General features: G+C 45.4%; 9 protein-coding genes and 4 rRNA genes. 2 read left to right on the top strand and 11 right to left on the bottom strand.

The features are described 5' to 3' along the window. Positions 1 to 53: 53 nt before the first annotated feature. The 4 genes from rrf (ACYX4M_RS09780) to ACYX4M_RS09765 all read right to left on the bottom strand — a co-directional run bounded on the left by rrf (ACYX4M_RS09780) (position 54) and on the right by ACYX4M_RS09765 (position 5,284). A 5S ribosomal RNA gene (rrf, locus tag ACYX4M_RS09780) occupies positions 54 to 169 on the bottom strand. 140 nt (positions 170 to 309) lie between these two features. Then, a 5S ribosomal RNA gene (rrf, locus tag ACYX4M_RS09775) occupies positions 310 to 425 on the bottom strand. A 119-nt stretch (positions 426 to 544) separates the two neighbouring features. Next, a 23S ribosomal RNA gene (locus tag ACYX4M_RS09770) occupies positions 545 to 3,421 on the bottom strand. Between the two features lie 330 nt (positions 3,422 to 3,751). After that, a 16S ribosomal RNA gene (locus ACYX4M_RS09765) occupies positions 3,752 to 5,284 on the bottom strand. The 16S, 23S and 5S rRNA genes sit together here, the layout of an rRNA operon. Before the next feature lie 650 nt (positions 5,285 to 5,934). Here ACYX4M_RS09765 and ACYX4M_RS09760 point away from each other — a divergent pair. Then, on the top strand, positions 5,935 to 6,744 hold the full coding sequence (locus ACYX4M_RS09760) for a hypothetical protein (RefSeq protein WP_476079946.1): 810 nt from the start codon (positions 5,935 to 5,937) through the stop codon (positions 6,742 to 6,744). A 192-nt stretch (positions 6,745 to 6,936) separates the two neighbouring features. On the opposite strand, the gene ACYX4M_RS09755 is transcribed toward ACYX4M_RS09760, so the two are convergent. From ACYX4M_RS09755 to ACYX4M_RS09740, 4 genes are read right to left on the bottom strand one after another with little or no spacing between them, the layout of a single operon-like run. Continuing rightward, the gene (locus tag ACYX4M_RS09755) at positions 6,937 to 8,118 is read right to left on the bottom strand and encodes a TolC family protein (RefSeq protein WP_476079945.1); all 1,182 of its coding nucleotides are present in this window, start codon (positions 8,116 to 8,118) and stop codon (positions 6,937 to 6,939) included. Between the two features lie 37 nt (positions 8,119 to 8,155). Beyond that, entirely contained in the window at positions 8,156 to 8,386 is a 231-nt protein-coding gene (locus ACYX4M_RS09750; protein ID WP_476079944.1) for a hypothetical protein, read from the bottom strand. Continuing rightward, a complete protein-coding gene (locus ACYX4M_RS09745) occupies positions 8,386 to 9,438 on the bottom strand; it encodes an HlyD family secretion protein (RefSeq protein WP_476079943.1) in 1,053 nt (350 codons plus the stop codon). The genes ACYX4M_RS09750 and ACYX4M_RS09745 overlap by 1 nt, the downstream gene beginning before the upstream one ends. Further along, positions 9,439 to 11,148 (bottom strand): ABC transporter transmembrane domain-containing protein, encoded by a 1,710-nt coding sequence (locus ACYX4M_RS09740; protein WP_476079942.1) that lies wholly within the window; start codon positions 11,146 to 11,148, stop codon positions 9,439 to 9,441. 202 nt (positions 11,149 to 11,350) lie between these two features. On the opposite strand from ACYX4M_RS09740, the gene ACYX4M_RS09735 reads away from it, so the two are divergent. Next, positions 11,351 to 12,244 carry a LysR family transcriptional regulator gene (locus tag ACYX4M_RS09735; protein ID WP_476079941.1) on the top strand — a complete coding sequence of 298 codons (894 nt, stop codon included), beginning with the start codon at positions 11,351 to 11,353 and terminating at the stop codon, positions 12,242 to 12,244. Between the two features lies 1 nt (position 12,245). Here the strand turns inward: ACYX4M_RS09735 and ACYX4M_RS09730 are convergent, their stop codons facing one another. The 3 genes from ACYX4M_RS09730 to ACYX4M_RS09720 all read right to left on the bottom strand — a co-directional run bounded on the left by ACYX4M_RS09730 (position 12,246) and on the right by ACYX4M_RS09720 (position 14,766). After that, on the bottom strand, positions 12,246 to 12,425 hold the full coding sequence (locus ACYX4M_RS09730) for a hypothetical protein (protein ID WP_476079940.1): 180 nt from the start codon (positions 12,423 to 12,425) through the stop codon (positions 12,246 to 12,248). Between the two features lie 171 nt (positions 12,426 to 12,596). Next, positions 12,597 to 13,271 (bottom strand): YkgJ family cysteine cluster protein, encoded by a 675-nt coding sequence (locus tag ACYX4M_RS09725; RefSeq protein WP_476079939.1) that lies wholly within the window; start codon positions 13,269 to 13,271, stop codon positions 12,597 to 12,599. A gap of 307 nt (positions 13,272 to 13,578) precedes the next feature. Next, positions 13,579 to 14,766 (bottom strand): nucleotide sugar dehydrogenase, encoded by a 1,188-nt coding sequence (locus ACYX4M_RS09720; protein WP_476079938.1) that lies wholly within the window; start codon positions 14,764 to 14,766, stop codon positions 13,579 to 13,581. Between the last annotated feature and the right edge of the window lie 147 nt (positions 14,767 to 14,913).

Genomic DNA, 14,913 nt, shown 5'->3' with positions numbered 1-14,913 from the left:
TTGTTTCTTACAAACGCAAAAAACCCGCCGTTAGGCGGGTTTCTCTTAATGGGACCTGGCAGTGTCCTACTCTCACATGGGGAAACCCCACACTACCATTGGCGCTAATACGTTTCACTTCTGAGTTCGAAATGGTTTCAGGTGGTACCGTATCGCTATGGCTGCCAGGAAAACTGGTTTGCAGTAGCGTTTACTGCGTAAAGCTGATGCTCTATCAACTTCACTGAATTCTGTTAGCTTACATACATGGATGCTATAGCTTCTATATAAAGCAAAAAACCCGCCGTTAGGCGGGTTCTTCTTAATGGGACCTGGCAGTGTCCTACTCTCACATGGGGAAACCCCACACTACCATCGGCGCTAATACGTTTCACTTCTGAGTTCGGAATGGAGTCAGGTGGTACCGTATCGCTATGGCTGCCAGGAAAAACTGGTAACAATTTGGGAAAGATAATATTAATTCAATCAGTGAGTAACTACTTTTCACTCTACTTACTTTAGCTTGTCTACAACACTCAAAAGCCTAAAGCTTCTTGGGCGTTGTATGGTTAAGCCTCTCGGGCAATTAGTACAGGTTAGCTTAACGCCTTACAACGCTTCCACACCCTGCCTATCAACGTCATCGTCTATAACAACCCTTCCAGAACTTAAAGTTCAGGGATGACTCATCTTTGGGCCGGCTTCCCGCTTAGATGCTTTCAGCGGTTATCCGTTCCGAACATAGCTACCGGGCAATGCGATTGGCATCACAACCCGAACACCAGCGGTTCGTCCACTCCGGTCCTCTCGTACTAGGAGCAGCTCCCATCAATCATCCAACGCCCACACCAGATAGGGACCGAACTGTCTCACGACGTTCTAAACCCAGCTCGCGTACCACTTTAAATGGCGAACAGCCATACCCTTGGGACCGACTTCAGCCCCAGGATGTGATGAGCCGACATCGAGGTGCCAAACACCGCCGTCGATATGAACTCTTGGGCGGTATCAGCCTGTTATCCCCGGAGTACCTTTTATCCGTTGAGCGATGGCCCTTCCATACAGAACCACCGGATCACTATGACCTACTTTCGTACCTGCTCGACGTGTCTGTCTCGCAGTTAAGCTAGCTTATGCCATTGCACTAACCTCACGATGTCCGACCGTGATTAGCTAACCTTCGTGCTCCTCCGTTACTATTTGGGAGGAGACCGCCCCAGTCAAACTACCCACCAGACACTGTCCACAATCCCGATGAGGGACCAATGTTAGAACATCAAACATACAAGGGTGGTATTTCAAGGACGGCTCCACACAATCTAGCGACTGTGCTTCAAAGCCTCCCACCTATCCTACACATGTAGGTTCAATGTTCAGTGCCAAGCTGTAGTAAAGGTTCACGGGGTCTTTCCGTCTAGGTGCGGGTACACAGCATCTTCACTGCGATTTCAATTTCACTGAGTCTCGGGTGGAGACAGCGTGGCCATGGTTACACCATTCGTGCAGGTCGGAACTTACCCGACAAGGAATTTCGCTACCTTAGGACCGTTATAGTTACGGCCGCCGTTTACCGGGGCTTCGATCAAGAGCTTCGTCCGAAAACTAACCCCATCAATTAACCTTCCGGCACCGGGCAGGTGTCACACCCTATACGTCCTCTTACGAGTTTGCAGAGTGCTGTGTTTTTAATAAACAGTCCCAGCCACCTGGTCACTGCGGCCTCCATTTGCTTACCACGCGAAGTGTTCACAAACAGAGGCGTACCTTCTCCCGAAGTTACGGTACAATTTTGCCGAGTTCCTTCACCCGAGTTCTCTCAAGCGCCTTAGTATTCTCTACCTGACCACCTGTGTCGGTTTGGGGTACGGTTCATATAATCATAAGTTTAGAAGCTTTTCCTGGAAGCAGGGCATCAACAACTTCACTCCCTTGGGAGCTCGTCTCGTGTCTCGGCCTTGAAAACCCGGATTTACCTAAGTCTTCAGCCTACGCACTTTCACTTGGACAACCAACGCCAAGCTTGCCTAGCCTTCTCCGTCCCTCCATCACTGATTATATAAGTACGGGAATATTAACCCGTTTCCCATCGACTACGCATTTCTGCCTCGCCTTAGGGGCCGACTTACCCTGCCCTGATTAGCATGGGACAGGAAACCTTGGTCTTCCGGCGTGGGAGTTTTTCACTCCCATTATCGTTACTCATGTCAGCATTCGCACTTGTGATATGTCCAGCAAGCTTTACAACTCACCTTCATCCACTTACACAACGCTCCCCTACCCAGCAAGTAAACTTGCTGCCGCAGCTTCGGTATATTGCTTAGCCCCGTTACATCTTCCGCGCAGGCCGACTCGACTAGTGAGCTATTACGCTTTCTTTAAAGGGTGGCTGCCTTCTAAGCCAACCTCCTAGCTGTCTATGCCTTCCCACATCGTTTCCCACTTAGCAATATTTTGGGACCTTAGCTGGCGGTCTGGGTTGTTTCCCTCTCCACGACGGACGTTAGCACCCGCCGTGTGTCTCCCGGATAGTTCTCATTGGTATTCGGAGTTTGCAAAGGGTTGGTAAGTCGGGATGACCCCCTAGCCTTAACAGTGCTCTACCCCCAATGGAATTCGTCCGAGGCTCTACCTAAATAGATTTCGGGGAGAACCAGCTATCTCCCGGTTTGATTGGCCTTTCACCCCCAGCCACAAGTCATCCCCTGACTTTTCAACGTCAGTGGGTTCGGTCCTCCAGTTGATGTTACTCAACCTTCAACCTGCTCATGGCTAGATCACCGGGTTTCGGGTCTATACCTAGCAACTAAACGCGCAGTTAACACTCGCTTTCGCTACGGCTCCGCTATTCGCTTAACCTTGCTACTAAATATAAGTCGCTGACCCATTATACAAAAGGTACGCAGTCACCCCGAAGGGCTCCCACTGCTTGTACGTATACGGTTTCAGGTTCTATTTCACTCCCCTCACAGGGGTTCTTTTCGCCTTTCCCTCACGGTACTGGTTCACTATCGGTCAGTTAGGAGTATTTAGCCTTGGAGGATGGTCCCCCCATATTCAGTCAAGATAACACGTGTCCCGACCTACTCGATTTCACTGTAAAGATTGCGTCGTGTACAGGGCTATCACCTTGTATCGCTCCTCTTCCCAAAGGATTCCACTACATTCAATACAGCTTAAGGGCTGTTCCCCGTTCGCTCGCCGCTACTAGGGGAATCTCAATTGATTTCTTTTCCTAAGGGTACTTAGATGTTTCAGTTCCCCTCGTTCGCCTCGTTACGCTATGTATTCACGTAACGATACCTATAAATAGGTGGGTTTCCCCATTCGGACATCTGTGGCTCAAATGCATTTTGTCGGCTCACCACAGCTTTTCGCAGACTTACACGTCCTTCATCGCCTCTAACTGCCAAGGCATCCACCGTATACGCTTCGTCACTTAACCATACAACCCCAAACAGCCTTTTGACTTCTGTCTAAGTTATGTCGCATGAATGACAAGCTAATCGGAAGAATTGCCTTGCTATCAATAAATTGATAACAAGCAATTCAGTCAAGTAGAGTAAAAAGTTCATCTTTCGATTTCTCAGTTACTCAATTTTGATTGATTACTATTAATATCAGCTTTCCAAATTGTTAAAGAGCATAGTGCTTAATTCAAAACACTTAGGTTTGATCTTAAATCAAAGCTAAGGGCTTTTATTTAAGTCATCTTTAAATATAAACAAGACTATCTGTGTAGGCACTGCATCAAGTGCGTCTTTCGACGTAATGGTAAGGAGGTGATCCAACCCCAGGTTCCCCTAGGGTTACCTTGTTACGACTTCACCCCAGTCATGAAACACAAAGTGGTAATCGTCCTCCCGAAGGTTAGACTAACTACTTCTTTTGCATCCCACTCCCATGGTGTGACGGGCGGTGTGTACAAGGCCCGGGAACGTATTCACCGCAGTATTCTGACCTGCGATTACTAGCGATTCCGACTTCATGGAGTCGAGTTGCAGACTCCAATCCGGACTACGACATTCTTTAAGGGGTCCGCTCCACATCACTGTCTCGCTTCCCTCTGTAAATGCCATTGTAGCACGTGTGTAGCCCTACACGTAAGGGCCATGATGACTTGACGTCGTCCCCACCTTCCTCCGGTTTGTCACCGGCAGTCTCCTTAGAGTGCCCAACTTAATGCTGGCAACTAAGGACAAGGGTTGCGCTCGTTGCGGGACTTAACCCAACATCTCACGACACGAGCTGACGACAGCCATGCAGCACCTGTGTCAGAGTTCCCGAAGGCACCAATCTATCTCTAGAAAGTTCTCTGCATGTCAAGTGTAGGTAAGGTTCTTCGCGTTGCATCGAATTAAACCACATGCTCCACCGCTTGTGCGGGCCCCCGTCAATTCATTTGAGTTTTAACCTTGCGGCCGTACTCCCCAGGCGGTCTACTTAGCGCGTTAGCTTCGCTACTCACGACTTAAAGTCACAAACAGCTAGTAGACAGCGTTTACGGTGTGGACTACCAGGGTATCTAATCCTGTTCGCTACCCACACTTTCGCACATGAGCGTCAGTCTTTGGCCAGGGAGTCGCCTTCGCCACTGATGTTCCTCCAGATATCTACGCATTTCACCGCTACACCTGGAATTCCACTCCCCTCTCCAAGACTCTAGTCTGCCAGTTCTAAATGACCATCCCAGGTTGAGCCCGGGGCTTTCACATCTAGCTTAACAAACCGCCTGCGTGCGCTTTACGCCCAGTAATTCCGATTAACGCTCGCACCCTCCGTATTACCGCGGCTGCTGGCACGGAGTTAGCCGGTGCTTCTTCTGTTGTTAACGTCACGGCTAGCAGGTATTAACTACTAACTTTTCCTCACAACTGAAAGTGCTTTACAACCCGAAGGCCTTCTTCACACACGCGGCATGGCTGCATCAGGGTTTCCCCCATTGTGCAATATTCCCCACTGCTGCCTCCCGTAGGAGTCTGGGCCGTGTCTCAGTCCCAGTGTGGCTGATCTTCCTCTCAGAACAGCTAGAGATCGTTGCCTTGGTAAGCCTTTACCTTACCAACTAGCTAATCTCACTTGGGCCTCTCTTTGCGCCGGAGCCTGAGCCCCGTTTGGTCCGAAGACATTATGCGGTATTAGCAGTCGTTTCCAACTGTTATCCCCCTCGCAAAGGCAAGTTCCCAAGCATTACTCACCCGTCCGCCACTCGTCATCTTCTAGCAAGCTAGAAATGTTACCGTTCGACTTGCATGTGTTAGGCCTGCCGCCAGCGTTCAATCTGAGCCATGATCAAACTCTTCAATTAAATATATCGAAATATGAATCGTCGTTGTGACACTCTTAACGAGTGCCCACACAGATTGTCTTGTCTAAATTGTTAAAGAACGTAGCAGCTTCGCTGCTATTCACTAGAAGCCGTTCGCTTCTTAGTGACTCACCCTGTTCGAGTGAGGTGCGCATTATACGCTGGAAGTTTTCGTTGTCAACACTTTTTGAAAATTTATTTTCTGAAGCGTTTCTTCTAAACTCCCGTCTTTACTGGCCTATATAGGTAGTAGAGACTTACTTCAGGAGGCTTGCTGTTTTGCTTTTCCCCCGAAGCGGATGCGCATTTTAGGGAAATGAGCGCTCACGTCAACACTTATTTTAAAAAAGATGAAAAAACTGAACCAACCGTCTATTTTTCATTCAAATGTGATAATTAGTAGACAATATGGACTAATTACTAATAGGATGGGGATTCAGATCCTATAAAGTAGTCGTTCTTAAAGTAGTAGTTGATACTGCCGTTATTATATTAGTGCTTGGTATTAGTTAATGATATTGAAGCCAGCGTAAGGGAATACGTATAAAAACCTATATAAGCGTAAACGATGCACGCTTTGCGTTTTTTATAAATGTATTAATACTGGTGGTGTCATAAATTGACTACGCAATAATTATAAAGGTGGGTTTATGTTACGAACGCTCTCATTGCTATCATCTGCAGTACTAGCTTCTCAGGTTAGTTTTATTGCAATGGCACAAGACGCTTCTTCGAGTGAAGTTATTCAGCCTTCTGTTTCGACAAGCGTTGAAACCGCTGAAAAGCCAAACCGCTTTCAAACTGCCTTTCTAAAGAGACAGGTAAAACAAACCATGTCGGTAGGCAGAGCAATAAGCTCGATTGCGGGTCACTATCCCCAAGAAATCGTATCTATTGTAGACATTGCGTTAGATACCTACCCAGATAAGTACAGAGAAATAATATTTGCGGCTATTTCTGCACAGCCCGCCTCAACAGAAGAAATTGTTCAGTTAGCTATTGAGAAAGAAGTTAGCAGCTGCCCTAACATTGTACAGCTAGCTATAAAAGCAGAACCGACTTACGTGGATTTCGTAGTGCAAGCTGCGGCAGTCTCTACGCCTGAAGAATTAGATGAGATTGTACGTGTTGCCGTATTAACGCAACCAGATGCGGCTGATAGTATTGTTCAGACATTATCGCAAGAACATCCGAACAAAATAGTCGATATCATGACAAGCGCCTTAAACGCAGTCCCTTTTGTAGGAGAATATGTAGTAGATGCGCTTTTGGCTGTATTCCCTAACGAAGCGGAAACAGTGGTTGAAACAGCGGTACGAGAGTCATCGCAGCAGCGTGAACAAGTATTGCGTATATTAAATACCGCACAACATGCAGGTGTGTCTGAAGATAAGTTAAAAGAATATGCAATGTCAGCTGGATTGAGCGAAGACGATGTAAATAGTGCGCTAAACAATTAGTGCCTTAGTTCATAAATAATGCTTTACCAAAAACGGCGTATTGAGTGAATCAATACGCCGTTTTTGGTTTTTGGCTTCGTATGTAACTTCAACTGCTATAAGGTTTGTCGTAGTAACAGCACACGTACTTTTAATCTTTTCAGCACTTGAACATCGCCTATATTGCAATTGCGATAACTGGATTCTACAAAGTCATTCGTCGAAGGAGTGAAGCATTGCCGCTTCTTTATATAGCATAAGCTCGGATTTTAATAGGTCGACCTTGGCTTTGATCTCTTTGATCTTGGCTTTAATCTCATTTTGCGCTCGCGCATTTAATACGAACATATCGCTGTCACCTGCATCGAATCGCGTTTTCTCTACCTTCGACAAAGTTTTTGCTAACTCAGCATTTTCGCTTTGCAATGCAACAATATCTTTTGCTTGCGACCAATAAATCAAAGCTTGCTCGAATCGTTGTACAATAGCTTGCTGTGTAGATGTTAGCTTATGTGCAAGCTCTCTTTGCTTTGACTGAAGTTGAGCGCGCTCTGCTTTTGCCTTTCTGTTGCCTAGCGGATAAGAGAACGACAAACCTACTTTCGTTTCTGTGCCCTCTAGTGTTTCCGACCCTGCTCCCACATCTCTGGCAATAGATGCGGTAAGATCAAGCTTTGGAAGTAGCGCGTTGTCAGCAAGCGTAACCTTATTTTCTACCACCTGCTGCTCTAACTTCATTACGTCCAATTCAGGGTGACTGCGTAGAGCATTGCGAAGCGTAACCAATTGACTGTTGCCAATCCAAAAGGGCCAGCTTAACTCGTTAGGTGGCTGTTCACTATTAATTGCCAACATGTCGCCATTTGGCGAGCGCCAGTAAAAAGACAGCATTTGCGCGTGCATGTCGCGCTTTTGTTTAAGCTCGGCTAATGTTAAGCGCTGTTGAAGTAAGTTGGCTTTAAACTCGGTAAGCACAATACTGGCTAAGTCACCCTTCTCTACTCGAGTGACTAGCGCTTTTTCACGCTCTGACGCTGTATTTAGTAACTCAGTAACGGCTTGAATTTGTAACGCACTCTCATACCACGCAATGTATTCACTTACACCTTTATAGACAAAGTCGTTTATAAGGCTCGTCGCTAGTGCCTGCCATTGCGACGTAGCCAGCCCAGCGTTGCGCAATTCAGTTCTGCGTTTATCTATCTCGCGATTTTGCAAAAGAGACATGGCAACACCTACACTCGCCTCGCCAGCAGACAGCGTATCGTAGTACCCTTCATAGCTAGGAAAGTCACCCGCTGCAATTCGATACTCACCAAATACAGACGCGTTAAAATCTTCAATTGGGTTAGTGAAACGCTGAGTGAGATTTGTCCCATCGTAGTAACCTGACACTCGGCTCTTTGTTTTCTGCTCAATAAAGGGGTCGAAGCTAGCTTCGTGCAATCTCAAGTTCAGCGGCAGCTTGGTAATTACCTTCGTTAATAGCCTGCACATAAGGGTGATAGTTCACCATACTATCAACTAACGCTTCTATGGTTGGTGCCTGTCTAGCAATTTCAGTTTGTACTTGATTCGTATTTTGCGTCTGCGCAAATGAACCAGGTACACTCCCACCTATATAGGTAGCTAATGCAATTGCAGTAAAAAACAATCTGCGCATTACCATATAGATGCCCCCGAACCTTTTGCACCACCAGAAGATGCTTGCTGTGTAGGTAATGGAGGGAAGTTATTTAACTGACGCCACATTTCATAACCTAATCGTACTTCTTCTAGCAACACCCATGCTTTCACTCGGCTGCCTAATCGCGCTGAGCTTTCTGCTGGCCACGGGATGTCTGACTCGTCAGGCCTGATCCAAACATTAAAGTCGCCGGTAGCATTGGCTACTGGCTCTACATATACAACTTCACCGCCGAAGGTTCCTATTGCACTTCCCGGCCACCCGCTAAACTGGAAAACTGGCCAACCCTCAAACTGCAATCGCGCTTTTGCACCAGGCTTCACCAATGGTGCGTCTAGCCCTCTTACCGTTACCCGCACACTGCGCTTGGCATCAGCAGGAATGAACTGACCTAAGATGTCGCCAGATTTCACAAAGGTAGACACACCTCCAGATAATAAACGCACCACCGTACCATCCACCGGCGCGAGCTTTGTTTGTGTAGATTGGCGAGAGAGCGTCATGCTTACTTCGTTTATTTCAGATACCGACGCAGCAGCTTTCGCTCTTAGCTCCTGTACTTTAATCTCGGCTTGTTCAACCTCTTTACGAGACACCAAGCCCTGCTCTTGCAGTGACTTTTGGCGCGCCAAGTTATTTTCGGCATTTCTGACCGCAGTTTCATTAGCTTGGTTTTTCAAGTTCGCAGCCGAAAGCTGAGACTGAAGCTTTTCAAGGCGCTGTGCATCAATATCAATAAGCGTAACGATAGGGTCGCCCGCCTTCACCTGCTGCCCTTCCCTTACATGCCACTGCTTTACCTGCCCATCTACAAGCGCGTTGATAGGTTGAGTTCTGTCTTTCGGATCGAGCGAGTCCACCATGCCTGTGCCATAAGCGGTTTGGATCCAAGGGGTGAAGTACAGTATTAAGCCAGCAGCGAGCACTAAGAAAATAATCATGCCAGTGACTATGCGGTGTAGCTTAGGCACTTTCAAAGAAGGCAATGAGGTAATGTTGTCTAAAAAGCGACGTTCAGCGTTATTCACTTACTCACCCTCCTTATTGTTCGTACTTTCGAGTTCGACACTAATCGGTGACTCTCCGTTAGTATATTCGTTTAACATTGCCGTAGCATTGTCATGGAGATGTAGCACACCTTCAAAACAATCCTGTAGTGGCATATTGGTAAAATACATCACGGTAAAATCGTATTTGCTTAGGCGTCTTAATAATCGAGTTCGTAACTCTACTGGAATGGCATCGAAGTGTTGGTTCAATATAAGGAGCTTTGGCTTTCCAATAATGGCGGCGGCCAGTTTAAGCAGCAAGAACTCTAGCGGCTGTAAAGGCGCACCTAATACCGACACTTTGGTCTGCAAACCTTCCGGTAAGCTATCAATAACCTTTGCCATTTCAACTTCTTCAAGGGCTGCGCGAATATCGGCTATGCTTGCCTCTGGATGAGCCAGTTTCAAATAGCGCTCTATAGACACTTCTATAATCAGGGAGCGATCTAAAATAGTTACCGCCTGCCTTAACTCATGGGTGTCATAATCGTTTAGGCTAAATTCACCTAATAATATATCGCCTGACTTCACGCGGTCGTATTGTTTTACAAGCCCCAGTAATTGCTTTTGAACCCAGCTTTTATCAGTAGTCACGAAGTATTTCGTTCCTGGCTCAAAAATAACGTTTAAATGGCAGGTATCATTGCCATGTTTAAGCTCTACATTGTTAAACACTAACTTAGACGATGTGGGGATATGCTCTGAAGCATTTAACTCTTCCTGCGGCATCGCTAGGGCACCACCTAGCTTTTCGGCTGCACCGTATAATTCGTAATAAAGCTTCAAGTATTGAGTGAAACGAGATAGCCCAAAAAATACGGCAGACATAACCAGCTCGGCAGCGACAAGCTGGCCAATAGAAAGCTCGCCTTGAACAACAAGCACACCACCAATACCAAGTAGCGACGCACTCGCCACCGCATACATTAATAGGAACATCACCACCTGCGCGAACGTGTAGTGAAAATGATTTTTATGCTTTTGCACATAGTCACTGATGTAGCCTTCAGTACTGCGCCCAGCGTACTCGACATGATCTGCCGACTTAAAGAACTCGTGTGCAATCGCAATGTCGTGCAGCCACTTCGCGGAATCATATTTAGCGTGAGAAAGTTCGATAGCCGTTCGTTTAGCGCCGCGGCCCCAAATTTTCCACACCGCATACATAGTGAGTAGTAGTACTACGTTAAAGGCGAAAAGTGCGGGGTGGTAAAATGAAACCAACGTAAAGCCCACCAGCATCTGTAGTACAAGCGCGAAACCATCAATCATTAAAGACGGAATATTCTTTTGAAACGTCATAATGTCGAAATAGCGCTGGGTTATGCTCACATTTTGACGCCCTTCAAAAAAGCTATGGGGCGCGAGAATAGTTTTAAGGCCGATATCGGCAGTTAAACGTGCGTAAACCTTTCGCTCGTAAAACTCCATCACCCGCATACGAAGGGCGCTAAACACACCCGATATAAATAAAGTAAGGAACAAAATAACAGCTAGGATGACCACAGCTCGAGTTGAGCCAATATTGGCAATACTGTTAATTAGCGTTTGCACCGCAATTGGCACTGCCAATGTCATTAAACTGATTGCAACGCCATAAGCGATAGCAACCCAAAAAAAGCCAGCCTCGGGTTTTAGTAGCGAAAACAGTGTTTTTCGCGTTTTACGTAAGTTTATTGTTTTAGCCATAGTTATGTCTTCAATATACCGCTAGCTGAGAAAAGTTAGTTATGCGTTGTTTTAAATAGTTTATGCAACAACGTTTATAGTCTATTCCAATGGCGAGTTAGAATAAATCTGTTATATTCTTAATAGTTCATCGAAAATAATTGCGTTTGTAAATGCTGGGGTCAGAGTACATTTCTCCGCCCGTTTAACAGGCTGCTAAAATATGCATCACCTAAACTATCATCATTTGTATTATTTTTATCTAGTCGCACGCGAAGGCAGTATCGCAAAAGCAGCAAAAATACTTCACGTTACTCCTCAAACAGTGAGCGGGCAACTAAGCACGTTTGAAAGTCAGCTTGGTTACTCCTTATTCGATAGAATAAACAAACGACTATACCTAAACGCGAAAGGCAAAGTGACGTACCAGTATGCCAGTGAAATATTTCACAAGGGTAATCAACTGGCTGAAATACTTAACAATAGCGATGAAGTGAATACGAAAGAATTTGTAATAGGTATTACAAATGGTATTCCAAAAGTGCTTTTTTACGATTTTGTTCACGGCACCATGCGTAAATTTGCAAACGTGAGGTTTGTGATAAGAGAAGATAGCTTTGATGGACTGCTAAAAGAACTGGCCATTAACGCTGTCGATTTCATTGTGGCTGACAGAGGAATTGCTCCGGGCACGCAAGTAAACGCAAACAGCTACCTCCTAGGTGAAAGTTCGCTAAGTTTTTTCGCCAAGCAACCACTTTCTGCCAACCAACGCTTTCCTGACTGCCTAAACCACATGCCACTTTTAATGCAGGGTAACACCTCGGGTATTAGACACGCCCTATCCAGCTGGCTAGCAACAGAGCAACTGTACCCCAAAATTGTGGCAGAGTTCGACGATAGTGCCCTTCTCAAACTATTTGGTAGCGAGAACTTTGGGGTATTTTGCGCCCCCTCGGCGATAGCCGAGCATGTAGAAAAACAATACGATGTGCATTGTATTGGCAAATCAGAGGCTTTGAGTGAACGATATTACGCAATTACAGGTAAAAGCCGCGCAGAGTACACGTTGAGTGAGGATATCATTGGCTCAGCAAAAGAGATTTTCAGTAACTAGCTTAGCCTTTACATTTTTCCACGCAAAGCTCTACTTGTGATTCACCGAAGCGCTCGTCAAGCAATCGGTGCGCTTCCTGCTGAACTTTTGACCAGTCGAAACGTCCGCGACCAATGTATGCATTTTCAGCGAGCGTCTCGACCATCTCGAAGCACTCACGATCAACAACCTTTCTAACCATTTCGAAGACATCCTATTCCCCAATATCTTGTAGATAATATGACATTCGCTGTTTATCTGCCTTTAAACTTGGGTATCTAGCTATCGCATTTTGTATCGTAGGGGATAACATTGGGGTATACGAAACACGCTTTAACAACAAAAGCAGAATAATCACTCTTCCCTGCGTTTATTAAGCCGCAACGCCATCATCTATATCTTGTGAATAGAAGCTAAGCGTCAGAAACTTTTCTAACATGAAGCGAAGCGCATCGTTTATCGGCATAAGCTTATCGCCTAGATCGTAGTCAAGTTGTGCGAGCTTCTGTCTACCTTCTGCGATCATAGGCGGCTTAATGGCTGTAGATTGATCAGCATTATTTGCAGCGATATCGCCTATTAACGGTTGCTCGATTACGTCTGAACGCTGTGGCTGTATAGCTATTAGGGCAGCCGCGTACTTTTCAGGTACTGCCTGCTTAATAGTTTTACATACCGAAAGCGTGGCCTCGCCGGACTTCGTTTTATAGCCAGCCGCGCCGAACATACGACAAATACCGGGGCGATATTCGTAAATACCGCAATAACCTTCTGAACCATCTAAACTTAAGCGCTGATATAGCTTACAAGCAAAGCCGCTGTAGCTTTCAAGTTCATCGAATACTTGATCTGCCTGCCCCGTATCGAACAGGTGCAATGCAAAAGGCAACATTTCTAGTGGCGATACTTCAATGTCGGGCTTATTACAACACGCACCACATTTTTCTACACAGTTGAGAGACTGATTAGATTGGAACGCACTAAATTCTTGAGAAAGAGATTGGTAAACATCCATCACTTGGCTGGACAGCTCACGCAGCCTATTCATAATGACTCCGCTAAAAAGCAAACTAAAACAAAAATATGTTCATGCGGTTTTATGTGGTGGGTAGCATGAACGCAATACTCTGTTTACTGGTTTTGGTAACCAGTGAACTGATATCATTGGACGCAGAAATGTACTCTGACCCCATCATTTAAAGCATGCTTCTTCCCCGCCGAGTGTGATTAAGCTTAAGGCTTAATGGCAGGGGTTGAATTTGTGCGGATTTTATTTTGATTTTTAAGGTTTGGGAAGTTTTTTGTGAGGTTGGATTGCGAAAAAACTAATGCTTTTCGCAATCTCAATTCTTATGTTAGTCGGCGTTGAACAGGTCGCGGCTGTATACTTTATCTAGTACGTCTTCGATGTCACCCGTTACACGGTTGGCGACGATAACGTCAGAGATTTTCTTAAACTCTTCTAGATCGTTTACAACACGTGAACGGAAAAACTCTTCTTCTTTGAGTACTGGTTCGTAAACTACAACCTCAATACCTTTAGCCTTAATACGCTTCATGATGCCTTGAATCGCACTTGCACGGAAGTTATCAGAACCAGACTTCATGATAAGGCGATAAATGCCTACAATCTTTGGACCACGGCTTACGATGGAATCGGCGATAAAATCTTTACGCGTACGGTTAGCATCTACAATAGCCTGAATCATATTGTTAGGCACTTCACTGTAGTTTGCTAAAAGCTGCTTGGTATCTTTAGGTAAGCAGTAACCGCCGTAACCAAAGCTCGGGTTGTTATAGTGACTGCCGATACGAGGGTCTAAACCAACACCTTCAATGATTTGTTTAGTATCAAGACCATTACGCTCGGCATAGCTGTCTAACTCGTTGAAGTAGGCAACACGCATCGCTAGATAAGTGTTAGCGAAAAGCTTAATGGCCTCTGCTTCAGTGCTGTCGGTGAATAACACATCAATTTCTTCTTTAATTGCACCTTGCTGAAGTAATTTTGCGAAAATTTCAGCGCGTTCACTTTGCTCACCCACAATAATACGGCTTGGGTAAAGGTTATCGTAAAGCGCTTTGCCTTCGCGCAAGAACTCTGGAGAGAAAATAATATTTTCAGAACCAAAACGTGCTTTTGCGTCTTTAGTAAACCCTACTGGTACAGTCGATTTTACAATCATCACAGCATTAGGGTTAATTTCCATCACTGTTTTGATAACTGCCTCTACACTACCTGTATTAAAGTAGTTTGTTTGTGGGTCGTAATCTGTTGGTGTTGCAATGACAACGTAGTCGGCATCTTTATAAGCAACTTGTGCATCTAACGTAGCTTCAAGGTTAAGCTCTTTTGTTGTTAGGTATTCTGAAATTTCTTTGTCTTCAATTGGAGACGTTTTGTTATTTAGCATTTCGACTTTTTCGGGTACCAAGTCGACTGCTTTCACTTCATTGTGCTGTGCAAGTAGTACTGCATTTGAAAGCCCTACATAACCCGTACCTGCTACTGCTATTTTGTACTTAGCTAACGTACTTTCCATTTACTGTTTCTCCAATCCTATTAACTATCAGCGATAGAAATAATTACTAAAATATTCTCGTTATATATTGCCAGAGTTTTTTGAAAATCTCATGAACAATGCATCATAAAGGTGCTTAATTTATAGAAACCATGGTGAGCCGGTGCG

This window comes from Alteromonas sp. ABV4_150 (assembly GCF_056311745.1).
This window is presented reverse-complemented; position numbering and strand designations above follow the sequence as displayed.